At 67.7% G+C, this 25677-nt stretch carries 26 protein-coding genes; 16 read left to right on the plus strand and 10 right to left on the minus strand.

What is annotated here, in order from left to right; genetic code table 11:
• Nucleotides 1-204: 204 nt before the first annotated feature.
• The 5 genes from A9X00_RS12375 (at nucleotide 205) to A9X00_RS12395 (ending at nucleotide 5049) form a co-directional block, all read left to right on the plus strand.
• Nucleotides 205-690: an SRPBCC family protein gene (locus tag A9X00_RS12375; RefSeq protein ID WP_067153304.1), complete on the plus strand. Its 486-nt coding sequence runs from the start codon at nucleotides 205-207 to the stop codon at nucleotides 688-690.
• Nucleotides 687-1004, plus strand: coding sequence for a helix-turn-helix transcriptional regulator (locus A9X00_RS12380; protein ID WP_067153306.1), 318 nt, complete (start codon nucleotides 687-689; stop codon nucleotides 1002-1004). Before A9X00_RS12375 ends, A9X00_RS12380 begins: the two co-directional genes overlap by 4 nt.
• A gap of 171 nt (nucleotides 1005-1175) precedes the next feature.
• Nucleotides 1176-3254: an NAD-dependent DNA ligase LigA gene (gene ligA, locus A9X00_RS12385; RefSeq protein ID WP_067153308.1), complete on the plus strand. Its 2079-nt coding sequence runs from the start codon at nucleotides 1176-1178 to the stop codon at nucleotides 3252-3254.
• Nucleotides 3251-4378 (plus strand): cystathionine gamma-lyase, encoded by a 1128-nt coding sequence (locus tag A9X00_RS12390; protein WP_067153311.1) that lies wholly within the window; start codon nucleotides 3251-3253, stop codon nucleotides 4376-4378. The genes ligA and A9X00_RS12390 overlap by 4 nt, the downstream gene beginning before the upstream one ends.
• Nucleotides 4375-5049 carry a DUF5995 family protein gene (locus A9X00_RS12395; protein ID WP_067153312.1) on the plus strand — a complete coding sequence of 225 codons (675 nt, stop codon included), beginning with the start codon at nucleotides 4375-4377 and terminating at the stop codon, nucleotides 5047-5049. Before A9X00_RS12390 ends, A9X00_RS12395 begins: the two co-directional genes overlap by 4 nt.
• Nucleotides 5050-5054: 5 nt before the next feature.
• Here A9X00_RS12395 and A9X00_RS12400 read toward each other — a convergent pair whose 3' ends face one another.
• Nucleotides 5055-5711, minus strand: coding sequence for an amino acid-binding protein (locus A9X00_RS12400; protein WP_156772052.1), 657 nt, complete (start codon nucleotides 5709-5711; stop codon nucleotides 5055-5057).
• A 175-nt stretch (nucleotides 5712-5886) separates the two neighbouring features.
• On the opposite strand from A9X00_RS12400, the gene gatC reads away from it, so the two are divergent.
• The 6 genes from gatC to A9X00_RS12430 all read left to right on the plus strand — a co-directional run bounded on the left by gatC (nucleotide 5887) and on the right by A9X00_RS12430 (nucleotide 12136).
• Nucleotides 5887-6186 carry an Asp-tRNA(Asn)/Glu-tRNA(Gln) amidotransferase subunit GatC gene (gene gatC, locus A9X00_RS12405; RefSeq protein WP_067153317.1) on the plus strand — a complete coding sequence of 100 codons (300 nt, stop codon included), beginning with the start codon at nucleotides 5887-5889 and terminating at the stop codon, nucleotides 6184-6186.
• The gene (gene gatA, locus A9X00_RS12410) at nucleotides 6183-7670 is read left to right on the plus strand and encodes an Asp-tRNA(Asn)/Glu-tRNA(Gln) amidotransferase subunit GatA (RefSeq protein WP_067153319.1); all 1488 of its coding nucleotides are present in this window, start codon (nucleotides 6183-6185) and stop codon (nucleotides 7668-7670) included. Before gatC ends, gatA begins: the two co-directional genes overlap by 4 nt.
• Nucleotides 7671-7724: 54 nt before the next feature.
• Nucleotides 7725-8756, plus strand: a complete 1032-nt coding sequence (locus A9X00_RS12415) for an ATP-dependent 6-phosphofructokinase (protein WP_067153321.1) — start codon at nucleotides 7725-7727, stop codon at nucleotides 8754-8756.
• A 128-nt stretch (nucleotides 8757-8884) separates the two neighbouring features.
• The gene (locus tag A9X00_RS12420; protein ID WP_156772053.1) at nucleotides 8885-10030 is read left to right on the plus strand and encodes a MinD/ParA family protein; all 1146 of its coding nucleotides are present in this window, start codon (nucleotides 8885-8887) and stop codon (nucleotides 10028-10030) included.
• Nucleotides 10031-10057: 27 nt separating this feature from the next.
• Nucleotides 10058-11569 (plus strand): Asp-tRNA(Asn)/Glu-tRNA(Gln) amidotransferase subunit GatB, encoded by a 1512-nt coding sequence (gene gatB / locus A9X00_RS12425; RefSeq protein ID WP_067153323.1) that lies wholly within the window; start codon nucleotides 10058-10060, stop codon nucleotides 11567-11569.
• 12 nt (nucleotides 11570-11581) lie between these two features.
• On the plus strand, nucleotides 11582-12136 hold the full coding sequence (locus A9X00_RS12430; RefSeq protein ID WP_067153325.1) for a flavin reductase family protein: 555 nt from the start codon (nucleotides 11582-11584) through the stop codon (nucleotides 12134-12136).
• On the opposite strand, the gene A9X00_RS12435 is transcribed toward A9X00_RS12430, so the two are convergent.
• A complete protein-coding gene (locus tag A9X00_RS12435; RefSeq protein WP_067153328.1) occupies nucleotides 12133-13254 on the minus strand; it encodes a sorbosone dehydrogenase family protein in 1122 nt (373 codons plus the stop codon). The two genes, A9X00_RS12430 and A9X00_RS12435, sit on opposite strands and share 4 nt — an antisense overlap.
• Before the next feature lie 219 nt (nucleotides 13255-13473).
• Between A9X00_RS12435 and A9X00_RS12440 the strand changes: the two genes are divergently transcribed.
• Complete coding sequence (locus tag A9X00_RS12440; protein WP_067153330.1) at nucleotides 13474-14331, plus strand: DoxX family protein; 858 nt, start codon at nucleotides 13474-13476, stop codon at nucleotides 14329-14331.
• A 3-nt stretch (nucleotides 14332-14334) separates the two neighbouring features.
• Here the strand turns inward: A9X00_RS12440 and A9X00_RS12445 are convergent, their stop codons facing one another.
• Entirely contained in the window at nucleotides 14335-14712 is a 378-nt protein-coding gene (locus A9X00_RS12445; RefSeq protein WP_197515143.1) for a PH domain-containing protein, read from the minus strand.
• A gap of 274 nt (nucleotides 14713-14986) precedes the next feature.
• Here A9X00_RS12445 and A9X00_RS12450 point away from each other — a divergent pair, with 274 nt between their 5' ends.
• The 3 genes from A9X00_RS12450 to ilvC are packed head-to-tail and all read left to right on the plus strand — an operon-like array spanning nucleotide 14987 to nucleotide 18390.
• On the plus strand, nucleotides 14987-16855 hold the full coding sequence (locus A9X00_RS12450; protein WP_067153332.1) for an acetolactate synthase large subunit: 1869 nt from the start codon (nucleotides 14987-14989) through the stop codon (nucleotides 16853-16855).
• Nucleotides 16855-17355 carry an acetolactate synthase small subunit gene (gene ilvN, locus A9X00_RS12455; protein ID WP_067153334.1) on the plus strand — a complete coding sequence of 167 codons (501 nt, stop codon included), beginning with the start codon at nucleotides 16855-16857 and terminating at the stop codon, nucleotides 17353-17355. The genes A9X00_RS12450 and ilvN overlap by 1 nt, the downstream gene beginning before the upstream one ends.
• A 33-nt stretch (nucleotides 17356-17388) precedes the next feature.
• Nucleotides 17389-18390 (plus strand): ketol-acid reductoisomerase, encoded by a 1002-nt coding sequence (gene ilvC / locus A9X00_RS12460; RefSeq protein ID WP_082975148.1) that lies wholly within the window; start codon nucleotides 17389-17391, stop codon nucleotides 18388-18390.
• Between the two features lie 159 nt (nucleotides 18391-18549).
• Here the strand turns inward: ilvC and A9X00_RS12465 are convergent, their stop codons facing one another.
• Genes A9X00_RS12465 through A9X00_RS12475 form a run of 3 tightly spaced genes read right to left on the minus strand, consistent with a single transcriptional unit; the run spans nucleotide 18550 to nucleotide 21161 of the window.
• The gene (locus A9X00_RS12465; protein ID WP_082975155.1) at nucleotides 18550-19248 is read right to left on the minus strand and encodes a cephalosporin hydroxylase family protein; all 699 of its coding nucleotides are present in this window, start codon (nucleotides 19246-19248) and stop codon (nucleotides 18550-18552) included.
• Between the two features lie 25 nt (nucleotides 19249-19273).
• Entirely contained in the window at nucleotides 19274-20323 is a 1050-nt protein-coding gene (locus tag A9X00_RS12470; RefSeq protein ID WP_197515144.1) for a class I SAM-dependent methyltransferase, read from the minus strand.
• Between the two features lie 4 nt (nucleotides 20324-20327).
• Nucleotides 20328-21161: an NAD(P)-dependent oxidoreductase gene (locus A9X00_RS12475; RefSeq protein ID WP_067153341.1), complete on the minus strand. Its 834-nt coding sequence runs from the start codon at nucleotides 21159-21161 to the stop codon at nucleotides 20328-20330.
• Nucleotides 21162-21304: 143 nt separating this feature from the next.
• Here A9X00_RS12475 and A9X00_RS12480 point away from each other — a divergent pair, with 143 nt between their 5' ends.
• Nucleotides 21305-21997: a hypothetical protein gene (locus A9X00_RS12480; protein ID WP_067153343.1), complete on the plus strand. Its 693-nt coding sequence runs from the start codon at nucleotides 21305-21307 to the stop codon at nucleotides 21995-21997.
• Nucleotides 21998-22006: 9 nt separating this feature from the next.
• Here the strand turns inward: A9X00_RS12480 and A9X00_RS12485 are convergent, their stop codons facing one another.
• Genes A9X00_RS12485 through rfbF form a run of 4 tightly spaced genes read right to left on the minus strand, consistent with a single transcriptional unit; the run spans nucleotide 22007 to nucleotide 25624 of the window.
• Nucleotides 22007-23230 carry a class I SAM-dependent methyltransferase gene (locus A9X00_RS12485; protein ID WP_082975150.1) on the minus strand — a complete coding sequence of 408 codons (1224 nt, stop codon included), beginning with the start codon at nucleotides 23228-23230 and terminating at the stop codon, nucleotides 22007-22009.
• A complete protein-coding gene (locus tag A9X00_RS12490) occupies nucleotides 23227-23778 on the minus strand; it encodes a dTDP-4-dehydrorhamnose 3,5-epimerase family protein (protein WP_067153422.1) in 552 nt (183 codons plus the stop codon). Before A9X00_RS12490 ends, A9X00_RS12485 begins: the two co-directional genes overlap by 4 nt.
• The gene (gene rfbG / locus A9X00_RS12495) at nucleotides 23775-24890 is read right to left on the minus strand and encodes a CDP-glucose 4,6-dehydratase (protein ID WP_232006780.1); all 1116 of its coding nucleotides are present in this window, start codon (nucleotides 24888-24890) and stop codon (nucleotides 23775-23777) included. The genes A9X00_RS12490 and rfbG overlap by 4 nt, the downstream gene beginning before the upstream one ends.
• Nucleotides 24851-25624 (minus strand): glucose-1-phosphate cytidylyltransferase, encoded by a 774-nt coding sequence (gene rfbF / locus A9X00_RS12500; protein ID WP_067153344.1) that lies wholly within the window; start codon nucleotides 25622-25624, stop codon nucleotides 24851-24853. Before rfbF ends, rfbG begins: the two co-directional genes overlap by 40 nt.
• Nucleotides 25625-25677 lie beyond the last annotated feature (53 nt).

The following is a 25677-nucleotide window of genomic DNA, read 5'->3' on the forward strand; positions in this document are numbered from 1 at the left end:
CCGGCGCCGCCGGCACCGCCGGTGCCCGCGGTTCCGGCGGTCGCAAAGCCGCCCGCGCCACCGGCACCGCCGGCACCGGAGGGCCGTCTGGATTCTTGGGCGCGAACGGTTCGGACGGTTTGACCTAGCAGACGCCATAAGCAACTAAACGGTTGCGCTTCGGGTTTGGTTGTGCCAGCCTGAAAGGCAACCAGGAGGTTGCATATGAGTACGGATCGAATTCAGAAACAAGTCGTGTTGCGCGCGCCGCTGGACCGGGTGTGGCGAGCCATCACCGACGCCGAGCAGTTCGGGCGCTGGTTCGGCGTTCGCTTCGACGGGCCATTCGTCGCAGGGCGGCCCGTCGCCGCGACCATTACGCCGACAACCGTCGACGAAGAGGTTGCCAAGCGCCAGGAGCCGCACTCCGGCGTGACGACGACATGGGAGATCGTTGCCATCGAACCGCAGCGGCGATTCGCCTACCGGTGGCAGCCGTGCGCGGGCGATCCGGATGCCGACGATGGGCCGACCACGCTGGTCGAGTTCACGCTCGCCGACACGCCCGAGGGTGTGCTGCTCACCATCACCGAGTCCGGTTTCGACGCCATCCCCGCGGCGCGTCGCGCGTCGGCCTTTGAGGCCAACTCCGAGGGCTGGGCCATGCAGACCGACCTCGTGCGCCGGTATCTGGAGGGCACCCGGGTATGAGCGCCGTCGGCGCGCCGCTCTTCGACGCGCTGGGGGACGCGAATCGACTGCGCATCATCGTCCGGCTGTGCGACGTCGGGCCCTGCTCGACATCGCAAGTCACACAAGCCATTCCGGTCACCCGGCAGGCGGCCAGCAAGCACCTGGCGCTGCTGGAATCCGCGGGACTGGTCAGCAGCGCCCGCCGCGGGCGCGAACGGGTCTGGACGGTGCGGACCGAACCGCTGGCCCGCGCCAGCGACTACCTCGACCAGCTGTCACGGCGCTGGGACGCGGCGGTGGAGCGGTTGCGGGCGTTCGTGGAAGAGGAGTGAGTCACTCCGGTCACGGCGCGGAGGGATGTGCCGTGGTGCCCGCCTCCGAGCGACAACGGCTGTCGCTCTGAGGCGGGCACACGCGGTGCCGGCTCCGACGGAGGCGGGTGTGGCGGATGTGACCGACGCGTCGCAGTCCGGCATGTCCCAGCCCTTCGATAACCTGCGAAGGTGACTTCAGCAGAGGCTGACCCCGTTGCGCCCGACGTTCGGCGGCAATGGCGGGAAATGGCCGACGAGGTGCGCGAACACCAGTTTCGCTACTACGTACGCGACGCGCCGATCATCTCCGACGCCGAGTTCGACCAGCTCCTCAAGCGCCTCGAAGCGCTCGAGGAGCAGCACCCCGAGTTGCGCACGCCCGATTCGCCGACCCAGTTGGTCGGCGGGGCCGGCTTCGCCACCGATTTCACCGAGGCCGAGCACCTGGAGCGAATGCTGTCCCTGGACAACGTCTTCAGCGCCGAGGAGTTCGAGCTGTGGGCCGCGCGCGTGCGGGGCGAGGTCGGTGACGAGGTGCCGTACCTGTGTGAGCTCAAGATCGACGGCGTCGCGCTGTCGCTGGTGTATCGCGACGGTCGGCTGGTCCGGGCGGCGACGCGGGGCGACGGGCGCACCGGCGAGGACGTCACGCTGAACGCCAGGACCATCGACGACGTCCCGTTGAGGCTGACGGCCGGCAAGGACTACCCGGTTCCGAAGGTTCTCGAGGTGCGCGGCGAGGTGTTCTTCCGGCTGGAGGACTTCGAGGCGCTCAACGCTGCGCTGGTCGAGGACGGCAAGACGCCCTTCGCCAACCCGCGTAACAGCGCCGCGGGCTCGCTTCGCCAGAAGGACCCCGCGGTCACCGCGCGCCGCAGGCTGCGGATGATCTGCCACGGGGTGGGACACACCGAGGGCTTCCGGCCCGCCACGCTGCACGATGCCTATCTGGCGCTGGGCGCGTGGGGCCTGCCCGTCTCCGAGCACACCACCCGGGTGGAAAACGTGGCCGGCGCGCTCGAGCGCATCACCTACTGGGGCGAACATCGCCACGACGTCGATCACGAAATCGACGGTGTGGTGGTCAAAGTCGACGATGTGGCGCTGCAGCGCCGGCTGGGCTCGACCTCGCGGGCGCCGCGGTGGGCGATCGCGTACAAATACCCGCCCCAGGAGGTGCAGACCAAGCTGCTGGACATCCGCGTCAACGTCGGCCGTACCGGGCGCGTCACGCCATTCGCGTTCATGACGCCGGTCAAGGTGGCCGGGTCGACGGTGGGGCTGGCCACGCTGCACAACGCCGCCGAGGTCAAACGCAAGGGCGTCTTGATCGGTGACACCGTGATGATCCGCAAGGCCGGCGACGTCATCCCCGAGGTGCTCGGCCCGATCGTCGACCTGCGCGACGGCTCGGAACGCGAATTCGTCATGCCCACAACGTGTCCCGAATGCGGCACCCCGCTTGCCCCCGCCAAGGAGGGCGACGCCGACATCCGCTGTCCCAACGCGCGGTCGTGCCCAGCGCAGTTGCGGGAGCGGGTCTTTCACGTCGCCGGCCGCGGTGCGCTGGACATCGAGGGGCTGGGTTACGAGGCCGCCATCGCGCTGCTGCAGGCCGGCGTGATCGCCGACGAGGGTGACCTGTTCTCCCTCACCGAGGACGACCTGTTGCAAACCGAGCTGTTCCGGACGAAGGCCGGCGGGTTGTCGGCCAACGGCGCGCGGCTGCTGGCCAACCTCGATGTGGCCAAGGCGAAGCCGCTGTGGCGGGTGCTGGTGGCGTTGTCGATCCGGCACGTGGGCCCGACGGCCGCCCGCGCGCTGGCCACCGAGTTCGGCGACCTGCAGGCGATCGAGGATGCGTCCACCGAGCAGCTGGCCGCGGTCGAGGGGGTGGGCCCGACGATCGCCGCCGCGGTCACCGAATGGTTCACCGTCGACTGGCACCGGGCGATCGTCGACAAATGGCGCGCGGCCGGGGTGCGGATGGCCGACGAACGCGACGCGAGCGTGCCCCGCACCCTCGAGGGCCTGACCATCGTGGTCACCGGTTCGCTGGCGGGTTTTTCGCGCGACGACGCCAAGGAGGCGATCGTGTCGCGCGGTGGCAAGGCCGCCGGATCGGTGTCGAAGAAGACCGACTACGTCGTCGCCGGCGACGCACCGGGCTCCAAGTACGACAAGGCGGTGGAGCTGGGTGTGCCGATCCTCGACGAGGACGGGTTCCGAAAGTTGTTGGCAGACGGGCCCGCTGAGGCTGACGAGTGAGCGGTCGATACGGCGATTCGACCCGCAGCGTCAAGGCCGTAGGCTCCCCGGCCGTTCCCGGTCAGCCGGTGGCCCCGCCGGCGGTGCTCGCCTCCACGTATCACCTCTCCGACGACGAAGCCTCCGATCTCGACACCTACGGCCGCAGCTCCAATGCGACCTGGCGGCAAGTGGAATCGGCGGTCGCCGCGCTGGAGGGAGCGACCGGCGCGGTGGTCTTCAGCTCGGGCATGGCGGCCATCAGTGCCGCACTGCGCGCGCTGACCCGACCCGGGTCGGCCTTGGTGGTGCCGTCCGACGGCTACTATCAGGTGCGCCAGTATGCGGCGGAACACCTTGCGCCCGCGGGGGTTTCGGTTGTCGAGGCGTCGAGTACGCAAATCTACGACGCGGCGGCCGGCGCCGACGTGGTGCTGGCCGAAACCCCCACCAACCCCGCGCTGGACGTGATCGACCTGCAGCGGTTGGCCGCCATCTGCCGGTCTCGCGGGGCGCGGTTGGTCGTCGACAACACCGCGGCCACGCCGTTCGGGCAGTGCCCGCTGGCGCTGGGGGCCGACCTGGTGGTGGCCAGCGCCACCAAGGGGCTCTCGGGGCACAGCGACCTGCTGGCCGGATACGTGGCGGGCAACCAGCCCGAGTTGATCGCCGCGGTGGAACGCCAAAGGCTGCTCGCCGGCGCGATCCTCGGCGGATTCGAGGCGTGGCTGCTGCTGCGGAGCCTGGGAAGCGCCGGACTGCGATTCGACCGCCAGTGCCGCAATGCGCAGGCGGTGGCGACCATGCTGGCCGGCCATCCGGCGGTACGAGCCGTGCGCTACCCGGGGTTGGTCGGGGATCCGGCGCACCCGGTGGCCGTCGCGCAGATGCGCCGCTTCGGGGCCCTGGTCTCGTTCGAGTTGGCCGACGCGGCCGCGGTGCGGGCGCTGGTGGACCGCAGTGCGCTGCTCGTCTCGTCCACCAGCTTCGGCGGCATCCACACCTCGGTGGATCGCCGGGCACGGTGGGGCGACCGCGTCGCCGACGGATTCGCGCGCCTGTCGCTGGGTATCGAAGACACCGACGACGTGGTTGCCGACATCGAACGGTCGCTCGCCACCGAATCTGCTGTGATGGACGGGTGAGCCCAACGTCCGTTGCCGACGTGCTCGCGCGCATGCGGGCCATCGCGGCGCAACTGCCGCCCGATGACGGTGCCGAGGTGTTCAACGGCGTCTATCTGCGAGTGACCGAGATGATGGCGGACCGGCTCGCGACGAGGGGCGTGTTTCACGACGACGCGTTCGTCACCGACTTAGACGTCCGGTTCGCCGGTTACTGGTTCGACGCGTACGACGCCGCCGGGGCCAAGTCCAAGGCGTGGGCGCCGCTGTTCGCCGCCCGAGAAAGCAAGGGCGTCCTGCCGATTCAATTTGCGCTCGCCGGCATGAACGCCCACATCGAGCACGACCTGCCGCTCGCCGTGATCGCCACGTGTGCCGCGCGCCGGCTCACGCCGGACAGCCCCGGCGTGCACGCGGACTACGAGAAAATCAACGACGTCCTCGCCAGCGTCGAGGCCGAGATCCGGCGGTCCTTCCTGACCGACCTCGAACGGTCCGTCGACGATCACCTCGAGCCGGTCGCGCACCTGATCACCTCGTGGGACATCGCGAAGGCACGCGATTTCGCGTGGCTGACGGTGCAGACGATGTGGGAGCTACGGCGCGTCAGCGGGTTGTTCGACGCGTACGCCGCGGGGCTGGCCCACACGGTCGGGATGGGTTCCCGGCTGCTGCTGACCGCACTGACCTGAACGCGTCAGCGCAGCATCGTCGCCACGATGCCGGCCAGATAGCCCAGCCGGGCGACCTCCGAGGGCCGGAATTCCGGGCCCGGACGGCCCAGCACCACCGCCGTGTGTGGGTCGCCCAGCGGCGCCGCGACCATCATGGTGTCCATGTCGCGCCACGCCTGCGGCACCCACTCGGCGGTATGGTCCAGCGCCGCCGCGCGCTCGATCGGCAGCCACGGGGCAGAATCCGCCTTGGTTTCCGGGCACCCGGGGCTGCCGGCAAGGGGCTCCAGTTCGCCGTGCGAACTGCGCAACACCGTGCACCAGCTGACGCGCAGCACCTTGGGCGCCTCGTTGACCAGGACCTTCAGCCGCGACGCGTCGTCGCCGGCCGCGGCGACGTGGTCGAGCAGCTCCAGCTCGCGGTGCGCCTCCAGCAGCCCCGTATGCGGGCGGACGCTGCCCACGCGGACGTTGGGCAATGACTCCGCGGCCGTGATCAGCCGATCCGGCATCGCCCCCGGCGGCAGCTCGATGACCAGGTCGTCGATCGCATAACCCGAGCTGCGCTCCACCACGTCGAGCGACAGGATGTCGGCGCCCACCGAGCCGAGCGCGACGGCCAGCGCGCCCAGGCTGCCCGGGCGGTCGGCGAGCTCGATGCGCAACAGATACGACGGCACGGCCAACACTTTTTCACAGCAATGTATCCACGGCATTTCGGCTGGGACGGGTCCGAGGATGGCCCGCGGCCGAGCGTGCGGCTAGCTTCACACTCGGCACTGAGCGTGCGGCTAGCCGCACGCTCGCGGTTGCCGCCCCCCGCGCCGCATCGTGGCCCGACTAGGCTGATCGGTCGTGTCCCAGATCTCCCGCGACGACGTCGCGCACCTTGCGCGGCTGGCCCGGCTGGCCTTGACCGACGCCGAGCTGGACAGCTTTGCCGGCCAACTCGACGCCATCCTCACCCACGTCAGCCAGGTCCAATCGGTCGACGTTACCGGCGTCGAAGCGACCGACAACCCCCTCAAGGACGTCAACGTCACCCGCCCGGACGAGAGGACGCCGTGCCTGACGCAGGCCGAGGCGCTGGCCGAGGCGCCCGAGGCCGTCGACGGCCGCTTCGCCGTGCCGCAGATCCTGGGGGACGCCGAGTGAGCGACATCGTCCGCTCCGACGCCGCGACGCTGGCCGCCCAGGTCGCCGCCGGGGAGCTGTCGTCCACCGAGATCACCCGGGCCTGCCTGGACCAGATCGAGGCGACCGACGACCGGTACCACGCGTTTCTGCACGTGGCGGCCGACGAGGCGCTGGCGGCCGCGGCTGCGGTCGACGACGCGGTGGCCGCCGGCGAGCCGCTGGCGTCGGCGCTGGCCGGGGTTCCGCTGGCGCTCAAGGACGTGTTCACCACGGTCGACATGCCCACCACCTGCGGCTCCAAGATCCTCGAGGGCTGGCGTTCCCCCTACGACGCGACCGTCACCGCGCGGTTGCGCGCGGCGGGCATCCCGATCCTGGGCAAGACCAACATGGACGAGTTCGCGATGGGCAGCTCGACCGAGAACTCCGCCTACGGCCCCACCCGCAACCCCTGGAACCTGGACCGGGTCCCCGGCGGGTCTGGGGGCGGCAGCGCGGCGGCGCTGGCCGCGTTCCAGGCGCCGCTGGCCATCGGCTCCGACACCGGGGGATCCATCCGCCAGCCGGCCGCACTGACCGCGACCGTCGGCGTCAAGCCCACCTACGGCACGGTGTCGCGCTACGGGCTGATCGCCTGCGCGTCGTCGTTGGATCAGGGCGGCCCGTGCGCGCGCACCGTGCTGGACACCGCGCTGCTGCACCAGGTGATCGCCGGGCACGACGTCCGCGACTCGACGTCCGTCGACGCGGAGGTACCTGACGTCGTCGGCGCCGCCCGGGCCGGCGCGGGCGGCGATCTGCGCGGCGTGCGCGTCGGCGTCGTTCGGCAGCTGCGCGGCGAGGGCTATCAGGCCGGGGTCCTGACGTCGTTCGAGGCCGCCGTCGAGCAGTTGACCGAGCTGGGCGCCGAGGTCAGCGAGGTCGACTGCCCGCACTTCGACCACGCGCTGGCCGCCTACTACCTGATCCTGCCGTCCGAGGTGTCCAGCAACCTGGCCCGCTTCGACGCGATGCGCTACGGGCTGCGGGTCGGCGACGACGGCACGCATTCCGCCGAGGAGGTCATGGCGCTGACGCGCGCCGCCGGCTTCGGCCCGGAGGTCAAGCGGCGCATCATGATCGGCACCTACGCGCTGTCCGCCGGGTATTACGACGCCTACTACAACCAGGCGCAGAAGGTCCGCACGCTGATCGCGCGCGACCTCGACCGGGCCTACGAGTCCGTCGACGTGGTGGTGTCCCCGGCGACCCCGACCACGGCGTTCCCGCTGGGGGAGAAGGTCGACGATCCGCTGGCCATGTACCTGTTCGACCTGTGCACACTGCCGCTGAACCTGGCCGGCCACTGCGGCATGTCCGTGCCGTCCGGGCTGTCGCCGGACGACGGCCTGCCGGTCGGGCTGCAGATCATGGCCCCGGCGCTGGCCGACGACCGCCTGTATCGGGTGGGCGCCGCCTACGAGGCGGCCCGCGGGCCGCTGCCGAGCGCGGCCACCCTTTAGCGGCAATTTGCGCCAGGTCGCGCCATCCGGGGCCCGTGCGGGCAAGATGAACAGATGCGGATCGGAATTCTCACCGGGGGCGGCGACTGTCCCGGGCTCAACGCCGTCATCCGGGCGGTGGTGCGCACCTGCGACTCGCGATACGGCTCGTCGGTGGTCGGATTCCAGGACGGATGGCGCGGGCTATTGGAGAACCGGCGCATCCAGCTGCAAAACGACGACCGCAACGACCGCCTGCTCGCCAAGGGCGGAACGATGCTCGGCACCGCCCGCGTGCATCCCGACAAACTTCGGGCCGGGCTGAACCAGATCAAGCAGACCCTGGACGACAACGGCATCGACGTGCTGATCCCCATCGGGGGCGAGGGCACGTTGACGGCCGCGCACTGGCTGTCCGAGGAGAACGTTCCCGTCGTCGGCGTCCCAAAGACCATCGACAACGACATCGATTGCACCGACGTGACTTTCGGGCATGACACCGCGCTGACGGTCGCCACCGACGCCATCGACCGGTTGCATTCCACGGCCGAATCCCACCAGCGGGTGATGCTGGTGGAGGTGATGGGCCGGCACGCCGGCTGGATCGCGTTGAACGCGGGGCTGGCGTCCGGCGCGCACATGACGCTGATCCCCGAGCAGCCCTTCGACGTCGAGGACGTGTGCCGGCTGGTCAAACGGCGCTTCCAGCGCGGGGACTCGCACTTCATCTGCGTGGTCGCCGAGGGCGCCAAGCCGATCGCCGACTCAATCACGTTGCGGGAGGGCGGGATCGACGAGTTCGGCCACGAGCGGTTCACCGGCGTCGCCCAGCAACTCGGCGCCGAGGTGGAAAAGCGGATCAACAAGGAGGTCCGGGTGACCGTGCTGGGGCACGTCCAGCGCGGCGGCACCCCCACGGCCTACGACCGGGTGCTGGCGACCCGCTTCGGCGTCAACGCCGCCGACGCCGCGCACGCCGGCGAGTACGGCCAGATGGTCTCGCTGCGCGGCCAGGACATCGGCCGGGTCTCGCTGGCGGACGCCACCCGCCAACTCAAGCTGGTGCCCGACAGCCGCTACGACGACGCGGCGGCTTTCTTTGGCTAAGCGGCGGCGAACAGCCGGTGGCACCGAACTGACGACCGGCTGAATTTGCCGCCGAAGCCCGCAGCTCACGCCAAGTCGGGGCGATATTTGTGGTTTTCCGCCAGTTCGAAGCGGCTATACCGGTTCCTATGAGCAACCGCGGCTCACTTCGCGGAGCCGTTCAACAGCCGGGGTCGGGCCCGCCAGATCGCCAGCGGCCGCCGCGCCGCTGGCGCGACGACGCCAACTGGACGTCTGCCACGGTGCCGCAGCGACCCCAGCCCCCGCGGACCGCGCCGGCACCGGCGCGGCGGGTTCCGCGGTCTCGCCCCGAGCTGACCGTCGGCGGGACGGCCCTGGACAGCCTCGAGCTGCAGGAGCCCGAGGACTCCGCCGGGTTCGACTGGCGAGACCTGATCCGCCGCCTTACCGGAATCAATCTCGGCCCCGGCAAAAGCTCGGCATACGAGCAGGAGCTGCGGGACCGCATCCGCGCTCCACTGGGCGGCGCGTTCCCCATCGCGGTCCTCAACCTCAAGGGCGGCGTCGGCAAGACCGTGGTGGTCGAGGCACTGGGCTCGACCTTCGCGGCCGTCCGCGACGACCGGGTGATCGCCGTGGACATCGACGCCGGCGACCTGGCCGAGCGCCACGGCCGCCGCAATCCGCTGAGCATCGCCGACCTGCTGCGGGACGGCGCGGCCACCCACTACTCGGATGTGCGGGCGCACACCTACATGAACAGCTTCGGGCTGGAGGTGCTCGGCCTGCCCGACTACGCGCGCACCGATTGGCGGCTGGAACGGCCCGACGTCGTCAGGGCTTTTTCGATTCTGCGCAAACACTATTCGGTGGTGTTGGTGGACTGCGTCAAGGCGGTCAATTCGGCCGTGATGGACGCCGTGCTGCCGGAGTCCTGCGCCCTGGTGGTGGTCACCAGCACCTCGATCGATGCGATACGCAAGACGAAGACGACCCTGGACCTGTTGCGCAACAAGGGTTATCAGCGCTTGATGGCGCGGACCGTGCTGGCGATCAACCATGTCGAGGCGGGCAAGGTCGCCGTCGTCGCCGCCAAGGAGCTCGACGACTTGTCCGCACGTGTCGCCGCCACCGTCGTGCTGCCGTTCGATCGGCACGTGCACGACGGCAAGGAGATCGGCCTGGACCGGCTGAGCAGGGAAAGCCGGCGCAGCTACCTGGAGATGGCGGCCGCGTTGGCCGACGTGTTCCCCGGCCCAGGCATGGAGCAAAACCTCCGCCTCGGGGCCCGGCGACCGCCGCACGGGGTCTGAGTCGCAGTCCTAGTTAGGATCGACGGCATGAGTGTTGCCGCCGGTCCCGAGCTGCTGGACTACGACGAGGTCATTGCGCGTTTCGATCCCGTGCTCGGCCTCGAGGTGCACGTCGAGCTGTCCACCGCGACCAAGATGTTCTGCGGCTGCTCCACCACATTCGGTGCCGAACCCAACACTCAGGTGTGCCCGGTCTGCCTCGGGCTGCCCGGCTCGCTGCCGGTGCTCAACCGGGCCGCGGTGGAGTCGGCGATCCGGATCGGGCTGGCGCTGAATTGCGAGATCGTGCCCTGGTGTCGCTTCGCCCGGAAGAACTACTTCTACCCGGACATGCCGAAGAACTACCAGATTTCGCAGTACGACGAGCCGATCGCGATCAACGGCTACCTGGAGGCGCCGCTGGAAGACGGCTCCACCTGGCGGGTGGAGATCGAGCGCGCCCACATGGAGGAAGACACCGGCAAGCTCACCCACATCGGCAGCGAGACCGGTCGCATCCACGGCGCGACGACGTCGCTGATCGACTACAACCGGGCCGGGGTGCCGCTGATCGAAATCGTCACCAAGCCGATCGTGGGCGCGGGTGAACGGGCCCCGCAGATCGCCCGTTCCTACGTCACCGCACTGCGAGACCTGTTGCGCGCCTTGGGCGTATCCGACGTTCGGATGGATCAGGGCTCGATGCGTTGTGACGCCAACGTGTCGCTGAAACCGGCGGGGGCGACCGAGTTCGGCACCCGGACCGAGACGAAGAACGTCAACTCGCTGCGCAGCGTCGAGGTCGCCGTCCGTTACGAAATGCAGCGCCAGGGCGCCGTCCTGATGTCCGGCGGACGGATCACGCAGGAAACCAGGCACTTTCACGAATCCGGGTACACCAGCCCCGGCCGCACCAAGGAAACCGCCGAGGACTACCGCTACTTCCCCGAGCCCGATCTCGAGCCGGTCGCCCCCAGCCGCGAGTTGGTCGAGCAGCTGCGGCAAACCATTCCCGAGTTACCGTGGTTGAGCCGCAAGCGAATTCAGCAGGAGTGGGGCGTTTCCGACGAGGTCATGCGGGATCTGGTCAACGCCGGCGCCGTCGAACTGGTCACCGAGACCGTCAAGCACGGCGCGTCGAGCGAGCAGGCCCGCGCCTGGTGGGGAAACTTCCTGGTGCAGAAGGCCAACGAGGCCAACATCGAATTGGACGAGCTGGCCATCACGCCCGCCCAGGTCGCCGCGGTGATCGCGCTGGTCGACGAGGGCAAGCTGTCCAACAAGCTGGCCCGCCAGGTCGTCGAGGGCGTGCTGGCCGGGGAGGGCGAACCCGAGCAGGTGATGACCGCCCGCGGCCTGGCCCTGGTGCGTGACGACACGGTGACGCAGGCCGCCGTAGACGAGGCCCTGGCCGCCAATCCGGATGTCGCCGAGAAGATCCGCGGCGGCAAGGTGGCCGCGGCCGGCGCGATCGTCGGCGCGGTGATGAAGGCGACCCGCGGGCAGGCCGACGCGGCCCGGGTCCGCGAGCTCGTCCTGGCCGCCTGCGGTCAGGCCTGACGGCGAGGGGCCATGTTCGATGACCTGATGGCCATGCTGGACGGCCCGGTGTTCGTCGTGACCACCCAGACCGACACTCAACCGTCGGGTTGCCTGATCAGTTTCGCCACCCAAACCAGCGTCCAGCCGCCGAGTTTCATGGTGGTGGTGCCCCGCAGCAGCCCCACCTGCGACGCGGCCCGCCAATCCGAGCACCTGGCCGTGCACGTGCTGGCGCAGCACCAGGTCGCCCTGGCCGAGTTGTTCGACGGCGAAACGGACGACCAGCCCGAGAAATTCGGTCGCTGCTCGTGGCGGGTCGGCCCGCACGGGATGCCGATCCTCGACGAGGCGATCGCGTGGTTCGTCGGCAGGACCGCGCATTGGATCGACATCGCGGATCACGTCGCCTACATCGTGGAACCCGTCGCCGGCTGGGTTCCGGATTCCTACGAGGACGTGCTCTACCTGTCCGATCTCGACGAGATGGAACCGGGCCAGGTCGACCCGGAGCGGTTCGTCCTGCACAAGCCGGCCGCCGAGCCGCGCAAATACGGCGTGCGGTTCACCCTGGACGGGCCCGTCTAGGTCTTGTCGTCGTTGTTCCGCGGGAAGCCACCGCCCTGCGGGAACAGCGGGAACACGACGTCGTCGAGCTTCTCGGCGTCCCCGGCGGTCTTGTTAACCGTTGCGCCCCAGACGTTTCCGTCCGGCGACATCCGCAGCGCCCACGCGTGGGCGTGGGTGTCCTTGCGGACGACGTCGGGTTCGCCGGTGACCGCGCCGGTCTTCGGCGCGAGCCGCACCGCCACGGTCAGCTTGGTGTTGATCAGGTTCACCAGCACGGTCCCGTCCATTGCCGCGCAGCCCGCGACGCCGGGCTTGTCCGGCCACGTCCACACCGTGGAGACCTCCGAGGTCTTGGTGATGCGCTGCAGGCGATCGGCGGTGGGGGTGCGGTCGGCGACGTACAGCGAGCCGTCGACGGGGTCGGTGCACATGCCGCCGCCGGAGCCCACGCCGGACAGCGCGGTCGTCGGCGGGGCCTGGCCGACGGTGGTCGGCTGCTCGATGCGCAGCACCTTGCCGGCCAGGGACTTGGGGTCGGCGGCCATCGCCGGGTTGCCCGCATCGCCGGTCATCACGACCAGCGTGGTCGGGCTGGTGAAGATCAACGCCCCGGTGTTGCCGGTAGCGCCCTTGGGGATCCCGGTCAGGATGTCCTTCGGGATGTCGCCGTCGGCCACGCGGATGACGCGGTTGTCGGTGGGCGTGCTGATGTAGGCATACATCAGGCGGTCCTGCTGATAGGTGGGCGACAGCACGATGTCCATCAGGCCGCCGTCACCGGACGGGTCAACGGGGATGACCATCTTGACCTTCGGCTCGGCGTTGACCGAGATGTCCTTGACGGCGCCGGTTGTGCGCTCGGCGACCAGCGCGGTTTTGCTGTCGGGGCCCATGATCAGGCCGCTGGTGCTCTCCAGGCAGCCCTGCATGACCCCCGGCGCCGGGCACGCCTTGGGGAAGGGTGTCGGCGGCAGCGGTGGCGGCGGGGGAGGCGTCGAGCTGGGCTGGGGCTTGAGTTCGGGGGCGGTGGTGAACGGCTGGGATTGGGCGTCGTTGAAACGCGCGCAGCCGCTCGCGACCAGCGCCACCACGGAGACGGCGGCGAGCGCGCCGCGAACCGAGCCCCGTATCCGCATGACCGACAGGCTACGGACTGTGCGGGCACCGCCGCCACATGCCTGCCCGCGTCCGGCGACGGAAGGTGTGCCGGTGGGGCGCCGATTTCACTCATTTTTCGGCCCGTGGAAGGGCGGAAAAGGCGATTTGGGGCGAATCCGGGGTGTTTTGGCGGACTAACCGGCGAAAGCGCCGCTCAAATCCCCGATTCAGGCGCGTTTGCCCTTACCCTGACACCCGTGACCAGTCAATCGAATGACGCACATTGGAGCCGGCCCGGCGAATCCCCGGAGCCGGCATCGGGGCGCCCCGCCTCGGCGCGCTTGGTCGACCCCGAGGATGACCTGACGCCGGTCGGGTACCCGGGCGACTTCGGAAACACCACCGTCATCCCCTACGTCGACCCCGCGGCCTCGGGTGCCCCCGGGGCCGGCGGATATCACCTGCTCGACCAGCAGGAACCCCTGCCGTACGTGCAGCCACAGTCGGCGGCGCAGCCGACGTCGATCTCCGCGACCGAGCCGGCCGAGATCGACGCGGACAAGGACGACGACCGGCACCGCGAGATCGGCAAGCGCGGCACCCAGAACCTGGGTTTGCTGGTGCTGCGGGTCGGGCTGGGCGTGGTGTTGGGGGCCCACGGGCTGCAGAAGCTGTTCGGCTGGTGGGGCGGCGGCGGGTTGACCGGCCTCAAGAATTCGCTATCCGACGTCGGCTACCACCACGCCGACATCCTCGCGTACGTCAGCGCGGGCGGTGAGATCGTGGCGGCGGTGCTGCTGATCTTGGGGCTGTTCACCCCGGTGGCCGCGGCGGGTGCGCTGGCGTTCCTGATCAACGAACTGCTGGCCACCGTGTCGGGCGCCTCGCGCTCGCACGCCTTCGCCTATTTCCTGCCGCAGGGGCATGAATACCAGATCACGCTGATCGTCCTGGCCGTCGCGGTGATCCTGTCCGGACCGGGTCGCTACGGCCTGGACGCCGGCCGCGGCTGGGCCCACCGGCCCTTCATCGGGTCGTTCGTCGCCCTGCTGGCCGGCATCGCCGCCGGCGTCGCGGTCTGGGTCATGCTCAACGGGGTCAACCCGATCGCCTGACCCTCATCGGTAGGGGTTGGGCACCCGTCCCGAGCTGACCTCGGTCAGCTGCGGCAGCGTGGCGAAGGTAACCGCGGGCAGGCGCAGCTCCGCGCCGCTTTTCAGGCGGGCGCGCGCCCACGAACCGCGGTGGAAGCGCAGCCCCTCGATCTCTTCCCAGCGCACCGCCCTGCTCCCGAACAGGGTCCGCACGGTCACGCCCCGATCGTCGGCGACCGTGCGCAGCCGGATGATCAACGCGGACAACACCACCGGGATCACCAGCAGCGGCGCGGACACCGGCCAGGCCAGCACCGGTATCAGCAAGCCGAGCGTGAAGAACCCGACGGCGAAGTGGGCCATCGGCGACACCTTGAGCACCACGGGGGAATCGGTAGCCACGGGAGCATCATTTCACCGTGCGATGGCCGGGACGGTCCACGGGGGACCCGGATTTGACTGTTGAGCTGTGCGAAGGCTACCGTCGGACGTTATGGAAACCGCCGGAAAGCCCGGGATGCTCGTAGTAATTAGTCAGCGCGTTGGTGGTTGACTAGGTCTTCAGCATTTGAAGCGATCCAGCACCAACGCGCAACCCTCGTGCAGCAGCTGAGCTGACGGGGGTTTTTTCTTGCGCAGCAACGAAACTTCCAAGAGTGAATAGGACCCCAGGACAGTGAGCGCTCCCACCAGGCCCCCCGCCACGCAGGCGCAGGATCCGGCCAGCGTCGCCACGGACGCCGTGAAACCCGCCGCGAAGACCCCCGCCGCCGCGCCCAAACGCGTTGGCCCAGAGCAACTTACCGGTGCCCAGTCGGTGATCCGGTCGCTGGAGGAACTCGACGTCGAGGTCATCTTCGGGATTCCCGGCGGCGCCGTGCTGCCGGTCTACGACCCGCTGTTCGACTCGAAAAAGCTGCGCCACGTGCTGGTTCGCCACGAGCAGGGCGCCGGCCACGCGGCCAGCGGCTACGCGCACGCCACCGGCAAGGTCGGCGTCATGATGGCGACCTCGGGTCCCGGCGCCACCAACCTGGTCACCCCGCTGGCCGACGCCCAGATGGACTCCATTCCCGTCGTCGCCATCACCGGGCAGGTCGGGCGCGGGCTGATCGGCACCGACGCCTTCCAGGAGGCCGACATCTCGGGCATCACGATGCCCATTACCAAGCACAACTTCCTGGTCCGCAATGGCGACGAGATCCCCCGGGTGCTGGCCGAGGCGTTCCACATCGCCCGCTCGGGACGTCCGGGCGCGGTGCTCGTCGACATCCCCAAGGACGTGCTGCAGGGGCAGTGCACGTTCGCCTGGCCGCCGCGGATGGACCTGCCCGGCTACAAGCCGAACACCAAGCCGCACAACCGGCAGGTCCGTGAGGCCGCCAAGCTGATCGCGGCCGCGCACAAACCGGTGCTGTACGTCGGCGGCGGGGTCATCCGCGGCGAGGCGACCGAGCAACTGCGCGAGCTGGCCGAGCTGACCGGAATCCCGCTCGTCACCACGCTGATGGCGCGCGGCGCCTTCCCCGACAGCCATCCGCAGAACCTGGGCATGCCCGGCATGCACGGCACCGTGGCCGCGGTGGCGGCGCTGCAGCGCAGCGACCTGCTGATCGCGCTGGGCACCCGGTTCGACGACCGGGTGACCGGAAAGCTGGATTCCTTCGCCCCCGAAGCCAAGGTGATCCACGCCGACATCGACCCGGCCGAGATCGGCAAGAACCGGCACGCCGACGTGCCGATCGTCGGCGACGTGAAGGCCGTCATCACGGACCTCATCGCGATGCTGCAGCACCACGACGTACCCGGCAACATCGAAATGACCGAGTGGTGGGCGTATTTGCACAGCGTCCAGTCCACCTACCCGCTGAGCTACGGCCCGCAGAGCGACGGCAGCCTGAGCCCGGAGTACGTGATCGAGAAGCTGGGCGAGATCGCCGGGCCGGACGCGGTGTACGTCGCGGGCGTCGGCCAGCACCAGATGTGGGCCGCCCAGTTCATCTCCTACGAAAAGCCGCGCACCTGGCTCAATTCCGGCGGACTGGGCACGATGGGGTTCGCCATCCCGGCGGCCATGGGCGCCAAGATCGCCCGCCCGGACGCGGAGGTTTGGGCGATCGACGGCGACGGCTGCTTCCAGATGACCAACCAGGAGCTGGCCACCTGCGCCATCGAGGGCGCGCCGATCAAGGTGGCGCTGATCAACAACGGCAACCTGGGCATGGTGCGCCAGTGGCAGACGCTGTTCTACCAGGAGCGATACTCGCAGACCGACCTCGCGACGCACTCGCACCGCATCCCGGACTTCGTGAAGCTGGCCGAGGCGCTTGGCTGTGTCGGATTGCGTTGCGAGCGTGAGGAAGACGTCGTCGACGTGATCAACCAGGCGCGGGCGATCAACGACCGCCCGGTGGTGATCGACTTCATCGTCGGCGCCGACGCGCAGGTGTGGCCGATGGTCGCCGCCGGCACCAGCAACGACGAGATCCAGGCCGCCCGCGGGATCCGCCCGCTGTTCGACGACGAAAGCGAAGGGCACGCCTGATGCAGACGCACACGCTCTCGGTCCTGGTGGAGGACAAGCCCGGTGTGCTCGCTCGCGTGGCGGCGCTGTTCTCGCGGCGCGGCTTCAACATCGAGTCGCTGGCCGTCGGCGCGACCGAGCAGAAGGACATGTCGCGGATGACCATCGTGGTGTCCGCCGAGGAGACCCCGCTCGAGCAGATCACCAAGCAGCTCAACAAGCTGATCAACGTGATCAAGATCATCGAGCAGGACGACGACAACTCGGTGTCGCGGGAGTTGTCGCTGATCAAGGTGCGGGCCGACGCCGGCACCCGCAGCCAGGTCATCGAGGCGGTGAACCTGTTCCGCGCCAAGGTGATTGACGTGTCACCGGAATCGCTGACCATCGAGGCCACCGGTGACCGCGGCAAGATCGAGGCGTTCCTGCGCGTGCTGGAGCCCTTCGGCATCCGCGAAATCGCCCAATCCGGAATGGTGTCGCTATCCCGCGGTCCGCGCGGTATCGGCACGGCCAAATAGCAAACAAGGAGAAAGTTCACCGTGGCATTAGAGATGTTCTACGACGACGACGCAGACCTGACGATCGTCCAGGGCCGCAAGGTCGGCGTCATCGGTTACGGCAGCCAGGGGCACGCGCACTCGCTGAGCCTGCGCGATTCCGGCGTGCAGGTGCGCGTCGGGCTCAAGGAGGGTTCGAAGTCGCGCGCCAAGGTGGATGAGCAGGGCCTGGACGTCGACACCCCCGCCGAGGTCGCCAAGTGGGCCGACGTCATCATGCTGCTGGCACCCGACACCGCGCAGGCCGACATCTTCAAGAACGACATCGAGCCCAACCTGAAGGCCGGCGACGCTTTGTTTTTCGGCCACGGGCTCAACATCCACTTCGACTTGATCAAGCCGCCCGCCGACGTCACGGTCGCGATGGTCGCCCCCAAGGGGCCCGGCCACCTGGTGCGCCGCCAGTTCGTCGACGGCAAGGGCGTGCCGTGTTTGATCGCCGTCGACCAGGACCCGACCGGCCAGGGCGAGGCGCTGGCGCTGTCGTACGCCAAGGCCATCGGCGGCACCCGGGCCGGCGTCATCAAGACCACCTTCAAGGACGAGACCGAGACCGACCTGTTCGGTGAGCAGGCCGTGTTGTGCGGCGGCACAGAGGAATTGGTGAAGGCGGGCTTCGACGTGATGGTCGAGGCGGGCTACCCGCCGGAGATGGCGTACTTCGAGGTGCTGCACGAGCTCAAGCTGATCGTCGACCTGATGTACGAGGGCGGCATCGCCCGGATGAACTACTCGGTGTCCGACACCGCGGAGTTCGGCGGCTACCTGTCCGGCCCGCGCGTCATCGACGCCGGCACCCGGGACCGGATGCGGGATATCCTGCGCGACATCCAGAATGGCGAGTTCGTCAAGAAGCTGGTTGCCAACGTCGAGGGCGGCAACAAGCAACTCGAGCAGTTGCGCAAGGAGAACGCCGAGCACCCCATCGAGGTCACCGGCAAGAAGCTGCGCGACCTGATGAGCTGGGTCGACCGGCCGATCACCGAGACGGCGTAGCTTCTGGCCTACCGACGCGAAACTTAAACGGCTGCGGCCGTTTTCGGCGCGTCGCGTGCGCAGGTTACGCGTCGCGGAGGCGCGCAACCGGGCTTCGGCATCTTCCTTCCGCCGAGCGTGAAGCTGTTGCGAGTTTTTCGGCCGATTCTCGCCACAGTTTCACGCTCGGAGCGGGCCCGGCCTGGTCAGATACCCGTCCGGCGCGACGGTGATCAGCAACTTGCGCTGAATGCTCTTGTCGATCTCGAATTCCGGGTGGGTCTTGAGGAATTCGTGCACGGCGGTCTTCGGATTGTCGCCGGGGGCCCACGGGCGGTCGGGAAACATGTCGGCGGGCAGGTCCTCGATGATGGTGTCGAAGACGACGCAGGAGCTGCCCACGGAGGTCAGCGGCGCGTAGGCCTCCAGTTCGGCCAGCACGTGAGCGTGGGTGTGGTTGCTGTCCAGGCAAACCAGCACGCGCCGATAGCCCGCGGCGATCTCGCGCACCCGCGCCACCACATCGGAGGCGATGCTCGAACCCTGGATCATCTGGATACGCGAGGCCATCGGGTGCGCCTCGATGGCCGCGCGGTTGTGCTCGCGGATATCGATGTCGATGCCCAGCACCTTGCGGCCGGATGTGGCCGGATCGAGCGTGACTCCGGATTCGATGGCGTCGGCCATGTCCAGCAGCGCCAGCATGGACGCGCCGAAGATGAGCGATCCGCCGTGGGCGATGCCGGTCTCGATGATCAGGTCAGGGCGGACGCGCCAGATCAACTCCTGCATGGCGACCATGTCCTGGGGGTACTGGATGATCGGCCGCGACATCCACTCGAAGTTGTACGGATACCGAGATTGCAAAGAGGTACGCATGAATGCGGCGGCGTGCTCCGCGGAATCACTCACGCTCCATGCCGATCAGGTTGAAGCGATCTCCGGTCATCTTGCGAATCTCGTCGCGGTAATTGCTGTTCATCACGCAGATGTCCGAACCCGGTGGGAGCGTTGCCATCCCGTCTTCCGGGGACAACACGCGCAGACCGGTGGCCGGCACAAACTTTCCGCACTTGGCCGGGTTGATGTCGATCAGGACGTCGACCGGATTGCCGGCGCGCTCACGCAACAGCGAATAGATGACACCCTTGGATCCCGCGCCCCAAACCGCGCTCGGTTGGCGTGCCCCGTCGGACGGTGCGACGGTTGCCGCCGCCAGAAAATCTTCCGGGAAGTCCACCCGGTCCCGCGGGCCGGATACGGGTGGCCGCAAGGTGGCGAGATCGGCGACGGCGTAGAGGTATTGGCCGCCGAACAGATGCCCGCCCGCGACGACCCGGCCGAACATCCTCGAAAAATCTTCCAGCCTGAAGTAGTTGACGTGTTCGTAGAAGATGTCGAACCAGGCCCTCGCGCGGATGATCCAGTCGAAGCACGGCACCTCGATATAGATGAGCCCGCCGCCGTTGGCGTCGCGCAAGCCACCGAGAAACCGAACCGGGTCCTGCACATGTTCCAGCACGTGGCGCAGGACGAGTCCCCTGGCCGACACGGTGACCCCGTCGCCGAAGTAGCGTCGCTGGACGGCGGGATTCGCGCCCTCGTAGGTGGGGTCGAAACCCGTCACGGAGCAACCGCGCGACTGCAGCAACTCGAGGAAATACCCCTTGCCGCAACCGACTTCGACCAACGCGTCGGTGCCAAGGTTACGCTCGACGATGGCGGCGACTTCGTCCAGGTGACTCTTGAACGACGGGCTGTGCGCCTGCTCGTTTTGATAGGCGGAGTCATAGTTCATCAGTTCCGGGTCGAACGCCGCGTTGTAGACGAGGCCGCTGATGTCGTCCTGCACCAAGCGAATATCGCCCCGGGGACATGAGCGTGCCTCGGGGGCGGAGTCGTACATCCGGTTCTGGAAGATCGGGAAGGCGGACTGCTCGTAAAGGCTCCTCACCCGCTCACCGCACGTCCCCCTGCACGCCGACGACCCGCGATGGGTCGGAAACGTTCTCCGGCCGTGCCCCAAAGCGCAACAGTTCGCGGCGACCGTACTCGTCGGCGATGCGCTCGGCGAGCTGTCGAACGGTCACCGCCTTGCCCGAGCAGACGTTCACGGCGCCCTGCTGCCGGCCCAGCGCGACATCGGCGATCATCCGGCCGGCCTCCTTCACATCGAGGAAATCGCGTTCTTGATCGCCGCGAGTGAGGAGCGCTTCCTGCCCCGCGCCGAGCTGCCTGCGAAGGTATGGGACCAGTCGTCGCTCGTCTTCGTCTTCCCCGTACAGGTAAAAGAGCCGACACCAGGCGAAGCTCACGCCCTCGGCGCCGAGGAAGAGGCGCAGCACCTGAAAGGCCGACGCCTTGCACGCGGCGTACAGGGTATTGGGAGCCAGCGGTGTGTCCGTGGTCATCAGGCCCGCGGAGGAGTCGTACTCCGCGCAGGTTCCGACACCGACGAATCGCTTGCCCCCGACCGCCGCGAACGCGCGGGCCAGGTTGACCGTTCCGGCCAGGCACGTCAGGTTCAGCGGCGACGTGAGGTATTCGCCCGGCCGCGCATACCAAGCCGCGTGCACCAAGGTTTCCGAACCCTCGAGGAACGCCTCCAATCGGCCGGTTTCCTCCGCGAACAGGTCGGGCGTCTGCACCACCTCCAGTCCGCCGGACGCCCGGACGTCGGGCAACCGGGACGGATCGCGAACGAGCACCCGCACCGAGCAGCCCCGTTCGCGAAGGTTGCGCAAAATCTGCCTTCCTACGAAGCCTGTCGCTCCGGTCAAGGTCACGGTCATAGGAACCTCAGCTCGGTCTTTCACCGTCTTATCCGAATTCTGGGCCACGCGTCGACACTTGAGCAAGATTGGCCCGCGACGCTTGTGCGGGCCGACATTTCAGGCGAGGTTCTTGCTGCCCTTCATCACGGTAAAATCGGCAAATGGACCTCGTCGATATCTCTAGGGGCGGTCTGGTCGATTACGTGGCGGCACAAATCAATCACTTCTTCCCCGACCACGTCGGGGACACCCGCGCGCTGGTCGAAAGCGCGATCGATGACACGCTCGACCGGCTCGACCTACCGGTGAGACTCAATCGGGTATGGCCCCCGGGCGGCTTTCGCTACCTTCACTCGAACGAGTACGCGACGTTCCTTTATCTACTTTCGAACACGCTGTGGCGCCGGGGCGCCAGCGAAAACATCTGCAGCAAGGTCTTTTGCCTCAACAAGGCGCTCAACGCACTGGAGTGCTTCTACACCATTGAGTTACCGGAAATTTTTTGCATTGGTCACTCGACGGGCATCGTCCTGGCCCGGGCCAGCTACGGCAACTACCTTGTTCTGCACCAGAACAGCACGGTGGGCCGCGCTGACCCCGAATCGCGGCCGGTGCTGTCCGAGGGGGTGGTGATGTTCCCCAACACGGCGATCATCGGAGACAGCCATATCGGCCCCCGGACGATCCTCGCGCAGGGCAATTCGATCATTGACGGCGACACACCTGGGGACTGTGTGGTCTTTTCGCGTGAGGGGCAGCTGGTGTTCAAGGCGCCCAAAACCGACTACCTGCTGAGGTTCTTCCGTTTGGAGGATGCTCGCGCGCCCGCGCTGACGAAGGTCTCGACCGACTGACGCGGCGCCCTACAGCAAGCTCAACTGCGGCACTGCCGTGACGAGGGCTACTCCTTTGTCGACGAGGTCCTGCAACTGGGTCCGCACCTCGTGAGCGATGTTCCACGGCAGGATGAGCACGTAGTCGGGCGGAATTTCCCGCAGTGCTTCCGGCGAATAAATGGGAATGTGGCTGCCGGGCATGAATTTTCCTTGCTTGGACGCCGCCGCGTCACACACGTACGGCAGCAAATCCGGCCTGACGCCTGCGTAGTTCAACAACGTGTTGCCTTTCGCGGCCGCTCCGTATGCCGCCACGGACCGGCCGGCACGCTTCTGCTCGATCAGGAAGGCCAGGAGATCGACCTTCACCCGGTCGGCACGCTTCTGAAACTCGGTATACGTCGCCAGCCGGGTCACCCCGAACCGGTCCTCGCGCGCCAGTAGCGCATCGACGCGGGCCGTCGCAGCGATCGTCGCGTCGGCGCGGCAGCCGTAGACTCTCAGGCTACCGCCGTGGGTTGGCAGTTCTTCTACGTCCCACACACGCAGGCCGGCCCCGGAAAAGATGTCGGCCACCGTGGTGAGCGACAGGTAAGAGAAATGCTCATGGTAGATGGTGTCGAACTGGGTCTGCTCGATCAATGGCACAATATGTGGAAATTCCAGTGTTACAACGCCTTCGGGCTTCAGCGCGGCGGCCAACCCCCGGGTGAAGTCGTTGACGTCGGGAACGTGGGCATACACGTTGTTGCCCAGGATCAGATCCGCGCTTTGTCCTTCACCGGACAGTCGCCGTCCGAAGGCTTCGTCAAAGAATTCCCGCACGACCGGAATTCCCAGGGCCTCGGCCGCTGCGGCCGTGCCCGCCGTCGGCTCGACCCCCAGGCAGGGGATGCCCGCTGCCACAAAGTTCTTCAGGAGGTAGCCATCGTTGGACGCCACTTCGATGACGAAGCTTTCGGGCCCGAGTAGCAGGCGATCGGTGATCATGCGCACATACCCGGCCGCGTGTTCGAGCCAACTGCTCGAAGTGCTGGAGAAGTAGGCGTAGTCGGGGCTGAACAGCTCCTCGGCGCGGGCGTAGTCCTCGGTCTGCACCAACCAACACTGGTGGCACACCTTGACACGCAGCGGGTAATGCACCTCGGGGTTGCAGAGGTCGTCGGCCTGCAGGTAGGCGTTGGATGGGGGCGCAAAGCCCAGATCCACGAAGGTGTGCTCCAGGCGTGCACCACAGTGCCGGCATTTCATCCTGCGACTCCGACGAAGTCGGCATCCAGGAGGGGATGGGACAGATCGCGAAGCGAAAGGTCTTGCGGCGGCAGGGGCCAGGCGATGGCGAGCCTCGGGTCGTCGTAACGCAGGCCACCCTCCGACGGCGGGTGGTAGAACGCCGTGTGCAGGTACAACAACTCGCTGTCGGGCTCCAGGGCCTGGAAGCCGTGCGCGAATCCTTCTGGGATGACGAGCATCTGCGCATCGTCTTGTGCGAGTTCCTCGGCGTGCCACCGCAAGAAGGTGGGGGATCCCGTCCGCACGTCCACCGCAACATCCCAGACCCGGCCGCGAAGGCAGCGAATCATCTTCATTTCCGCATGCGGCGGGCGTTGGAAATGCATGCCACGGACGGCCCCGGCGTGGCTGGTTTTGGAGTGGTTGATCTGCGCGATCTGGCGGTGGTCCAGCAGGGGCTGAAGTTCCTGGGCGCAGAAGAGGCGGAGGAATGTGCCTCGCGCGTCGCGGTGGTGCACGGACCGCACCACCTTCAGGTCGGCGATCGGGGTGTCGAGGATGTTCATGCCTTCGCCCAAACTTGTCCGGACGCAAGGGCATCGGCGACATAGGCGGCCAGGTCGTCGGCACTGCAAACGTCGCCGACGTCCAGCAATCGGCGATACCAGTTGGCCGTGTGGTGGATTGTTTTCTCCAGATCCCAAACGGGACGCCAGCCGAGCTGCATCCGCGCCTTGGCGCTGTCGAGGTGCAGCAGGCCCGCCTCGTGTGGCTGAGGACTCGATGTCACTTGCCATCGAAGCTGTGGCCACGCGCCTGCAAGGTGGCCGAGCACCTGCTCGACCGTACGGTTTCCCGCTTCGTCGGGGCCGAAGTTCCACGCCTCGGCACAGGTGGTGTCGCGCGCCAGGAGCCGCTGACCCAAAAGCAGATACCCGCTGAGCAGGTCCAGGACATGCTGCCAGGGGCGGGTGGCCTGCGGCGAGCGAATGATCAGTTGCTCGCCGGCGGCGACCGACCGCGCCAGGTCGGGAACGAGTCGGTCCTCGGACCAGTCGCCACCGCCAATCACGTTGCCGCCCCGCGCGGTTGCGAGCAGCGGGGCCGACGGGTGTTGCAGCAACGCCGCCCGGTAGCTCGCGGCCACCAACTCGGCACCGGCCTTGGACGCGCTGTAGGGCTCGTGGCCCCCCAGCCGGTCTCTTTCCCGGTAGGCCCAAGGCCATTCGCGATTCTCATAACACTTGTCGCTCGTGACCGCCACCACGGCACGCACCTCCGGTGTGTGACGAACGGCCTCGAGGACATGCACCGTCCCCATCACATTGGTGGCCCATGTGGTGACCGGCTCGCGGTAGGACCGGCGGACCAACGGCTGGGCGGCCAGGTGGAAAACCATCTCCGGCTTTTCCGCGGTGAACACCCTGCGGACCGCCGCTTCATCGCGAACGTCGACGCGATGATCCTTGAGGGATAGCTTCAGCAGGCCCCAATGGCTGGGATCGGTCGGCGGGTCCAGCGCGAGCCCTGTGACCTCGGCGCCCAGCGCCTGCAGCCACATACACAACCAACTGCCCTTAAATCCGGTATGGCCGGTAACCAGCACTCGGCGCCCACGATAGGCGGCCCCAAAGGCGTTCAACGCCAGCATTTCCACGGCGCTTCGCCGGTACTCCATAGCTCCTCGAGCTGGTTCTTGTCCCGAAGCGTATCCATCGGCTGCCAGAAGCCGGAGTGGGCGAAGGCCATCAGTTGGCCGTCGGCGGCCAGCTTGGCCATGAGCTCGATCTCGAACGAGGTCTGGTCGCCGTCGATGTAGTCGAGTACCGCGGGTGACAGAACGAAGAAGCCGCCGTTGATGAGACCGCCATCGCCAGGTGGCTTTTCGACAAAGCGCGTGACCCGGTCGTCGGCGCACTCGATGGCCCCATAGCGCCCCGGCGGAATCACCGCCGTAACTGTGGCGTGACGCCCGTGCCGACGGTGGAAATCAATGCTCGCGCCGATGTTCACGTCGCTGAGCCCGTCACCGTAGGTAAAGCAGAACGCCTCCTCGTCACGGATGTGAGCCGCCACCCGCTTGAGGCGCCCGCCCGTCAGGGTCTCGTCTCCGGTATCGACCAGCGTGACGCGCCACGGTTCCGCGTGGTGCTCGTGCACTTCCATGCTGTTAGTCGACAAATCAAAAGTCACGTCCGACATGTGCAGGAAGTAATTGGCGAAATACTCCTTGATGACGTAACCCTTATAGCCGCAGCAAACGATGAACTCATGAATTCCGTGATGCGAATAGAGCTTCATGATATGCCAAAGGATCGGCCGACCGCCGATCTCGACCATCGGTTTGGGGCGGATGACGGTTTCCTCCCGCAAGCGGGTACCGAGGCCGCCCGCCAATAACACGGCCTTCATGAAAATCGACCTGTTTCGGGTCTTATCACTCTGAACACTTGCTCGACCAATCT

The sequence above is a fragment of the Mycobacterium sp. 1245805.9 genome (assembly GCF_001672915.1).
Taxonomy (GTDB): domain Bacteria; phylum Actinomycetota; class Actinomycetes; order Mycobacteriales; family Mycobacteriaceae; genus Mycobacterium.

What these genes read in the sequence shown, in the direction of transcription:
- A9X00_RS12375 (WP_067153304.1), top strand. Translation starts at nt 205, where the DNA reads ATGAGTACGGATCGAATTCAGAAACAAGTCGTGTTGCGCGCGCCGCTG.
- A9X00_RS12380 (WP_067153306.1), top strand. Translation starts at nt 687, where the DNA reads ATGAGCGCCGTCGGCGCGCCGCTCTTCGACGCGCTGGGGGACGCGAAT.
- A9X00_RS12415 (WP_067153321.1), top strand. Translation starts at nt 7,725, where the DNA reads ATGCGGATCGGAATTCTCACCGGGGGCGGCGACTGTCCCGGGCTCAAC.
- A9X00_RS12420 (WP_156772053.1), top strand. Translation starts at nt 8,885, where the DNA reads ATGAGCAACCGCGGCTCACTTCGCGGAGCCGTTCAACAGCCGGGGTCG.
- gatB (WP_067153323.1), top strand. Translation starts at nt 10,058, where the DNA reads ATGAGTGTTGCCGCCGGTCCCGAGCTGCTGGACTACGACGAGGTCATT.
- A9X00_RS12430 (WP_067153325.1), top strand. Translation starts at nt 11,582, where the DNA reads ATGTTCGATGACCTGATGGCCATGCTGGACGGCCCGGTGTTCGTCGTG.
- A9X00_RS12435 (WP_067153328.1), bottom strand. Translation starts at nt 13,254, where the DNA reads ATGCGGATACGGGGCTCGGTTCGCGGCGCGCTCGCCGCCGTCTCCGTG.
- ilvN (WP_067153334.1), top strand. Translation starts at nt 16,855, where the DNA reads ATGCAGACGCACACGCTCTCGGTCCTGGTGGAGGACAAGCCCGGTGTG.
- ilvC (WP_082975148.1), top strand. Translation starts at nt 17,389, where the DNA reads ATGTTCTACGACGACGACGCAGACCTGACGATCGTCCAGGGCCGCAAG.
- A9X00_RS12465 (WP_082975155.1), bottom strand. Translation starts at nt 19,248, where the DNA reads ATGCGTACCTCTTTGCAATCTCGGTATCCGTACAACTTCGAGTGGATG.
- A9X00_RS12475 (WP_067153341.1), bottom strand. Translation starts at nt 21,161, where the DNA reads ATGACCGTGACCTTGACCGGAGCGACAGGCTTCGTAGGAAGGCAGATT.
- A9X00_RS12480 (WP_067153343.1), top strand. Translation starts at nt 21,305, where the DNA reads ATGGACCTCGTCGATATCTCTAGGGGCGGTCTGGTCGATTACGTGGCG.
- A9X00_RS12485 (WP_082975150.1), bottom strand. Translation starts at nt 23,230, where the DNA reads ATGAAATGCCGGCACTGTGGTGCACGCCTGGAGCACACCTTCGTGGAT.
- A9X00_RS12490 (WP_067153422.1), bottom strand. Translation starts at nt 23,778, where the DNA reads ATGAACATCCTCGACACCCCGATCGCCGACCTGAAGGTGGTGCGGTCC.
- rfbG (WP_232006780.1), bottom strand. Translation starts at nt 24,890, where the DNA reads ATGGAGTACCGGCGAAGCGCCGTGGAAATGCTGGCGTTGAACGCCTTT.
- rfbF (WP_067153344.1), bottom strand. Translation starts at nt 25,624, where the DNA reads ATGAAGGCCGTGTTATTGGCGGGCGGCCTCGGTACCCGCTTGCGGGAG.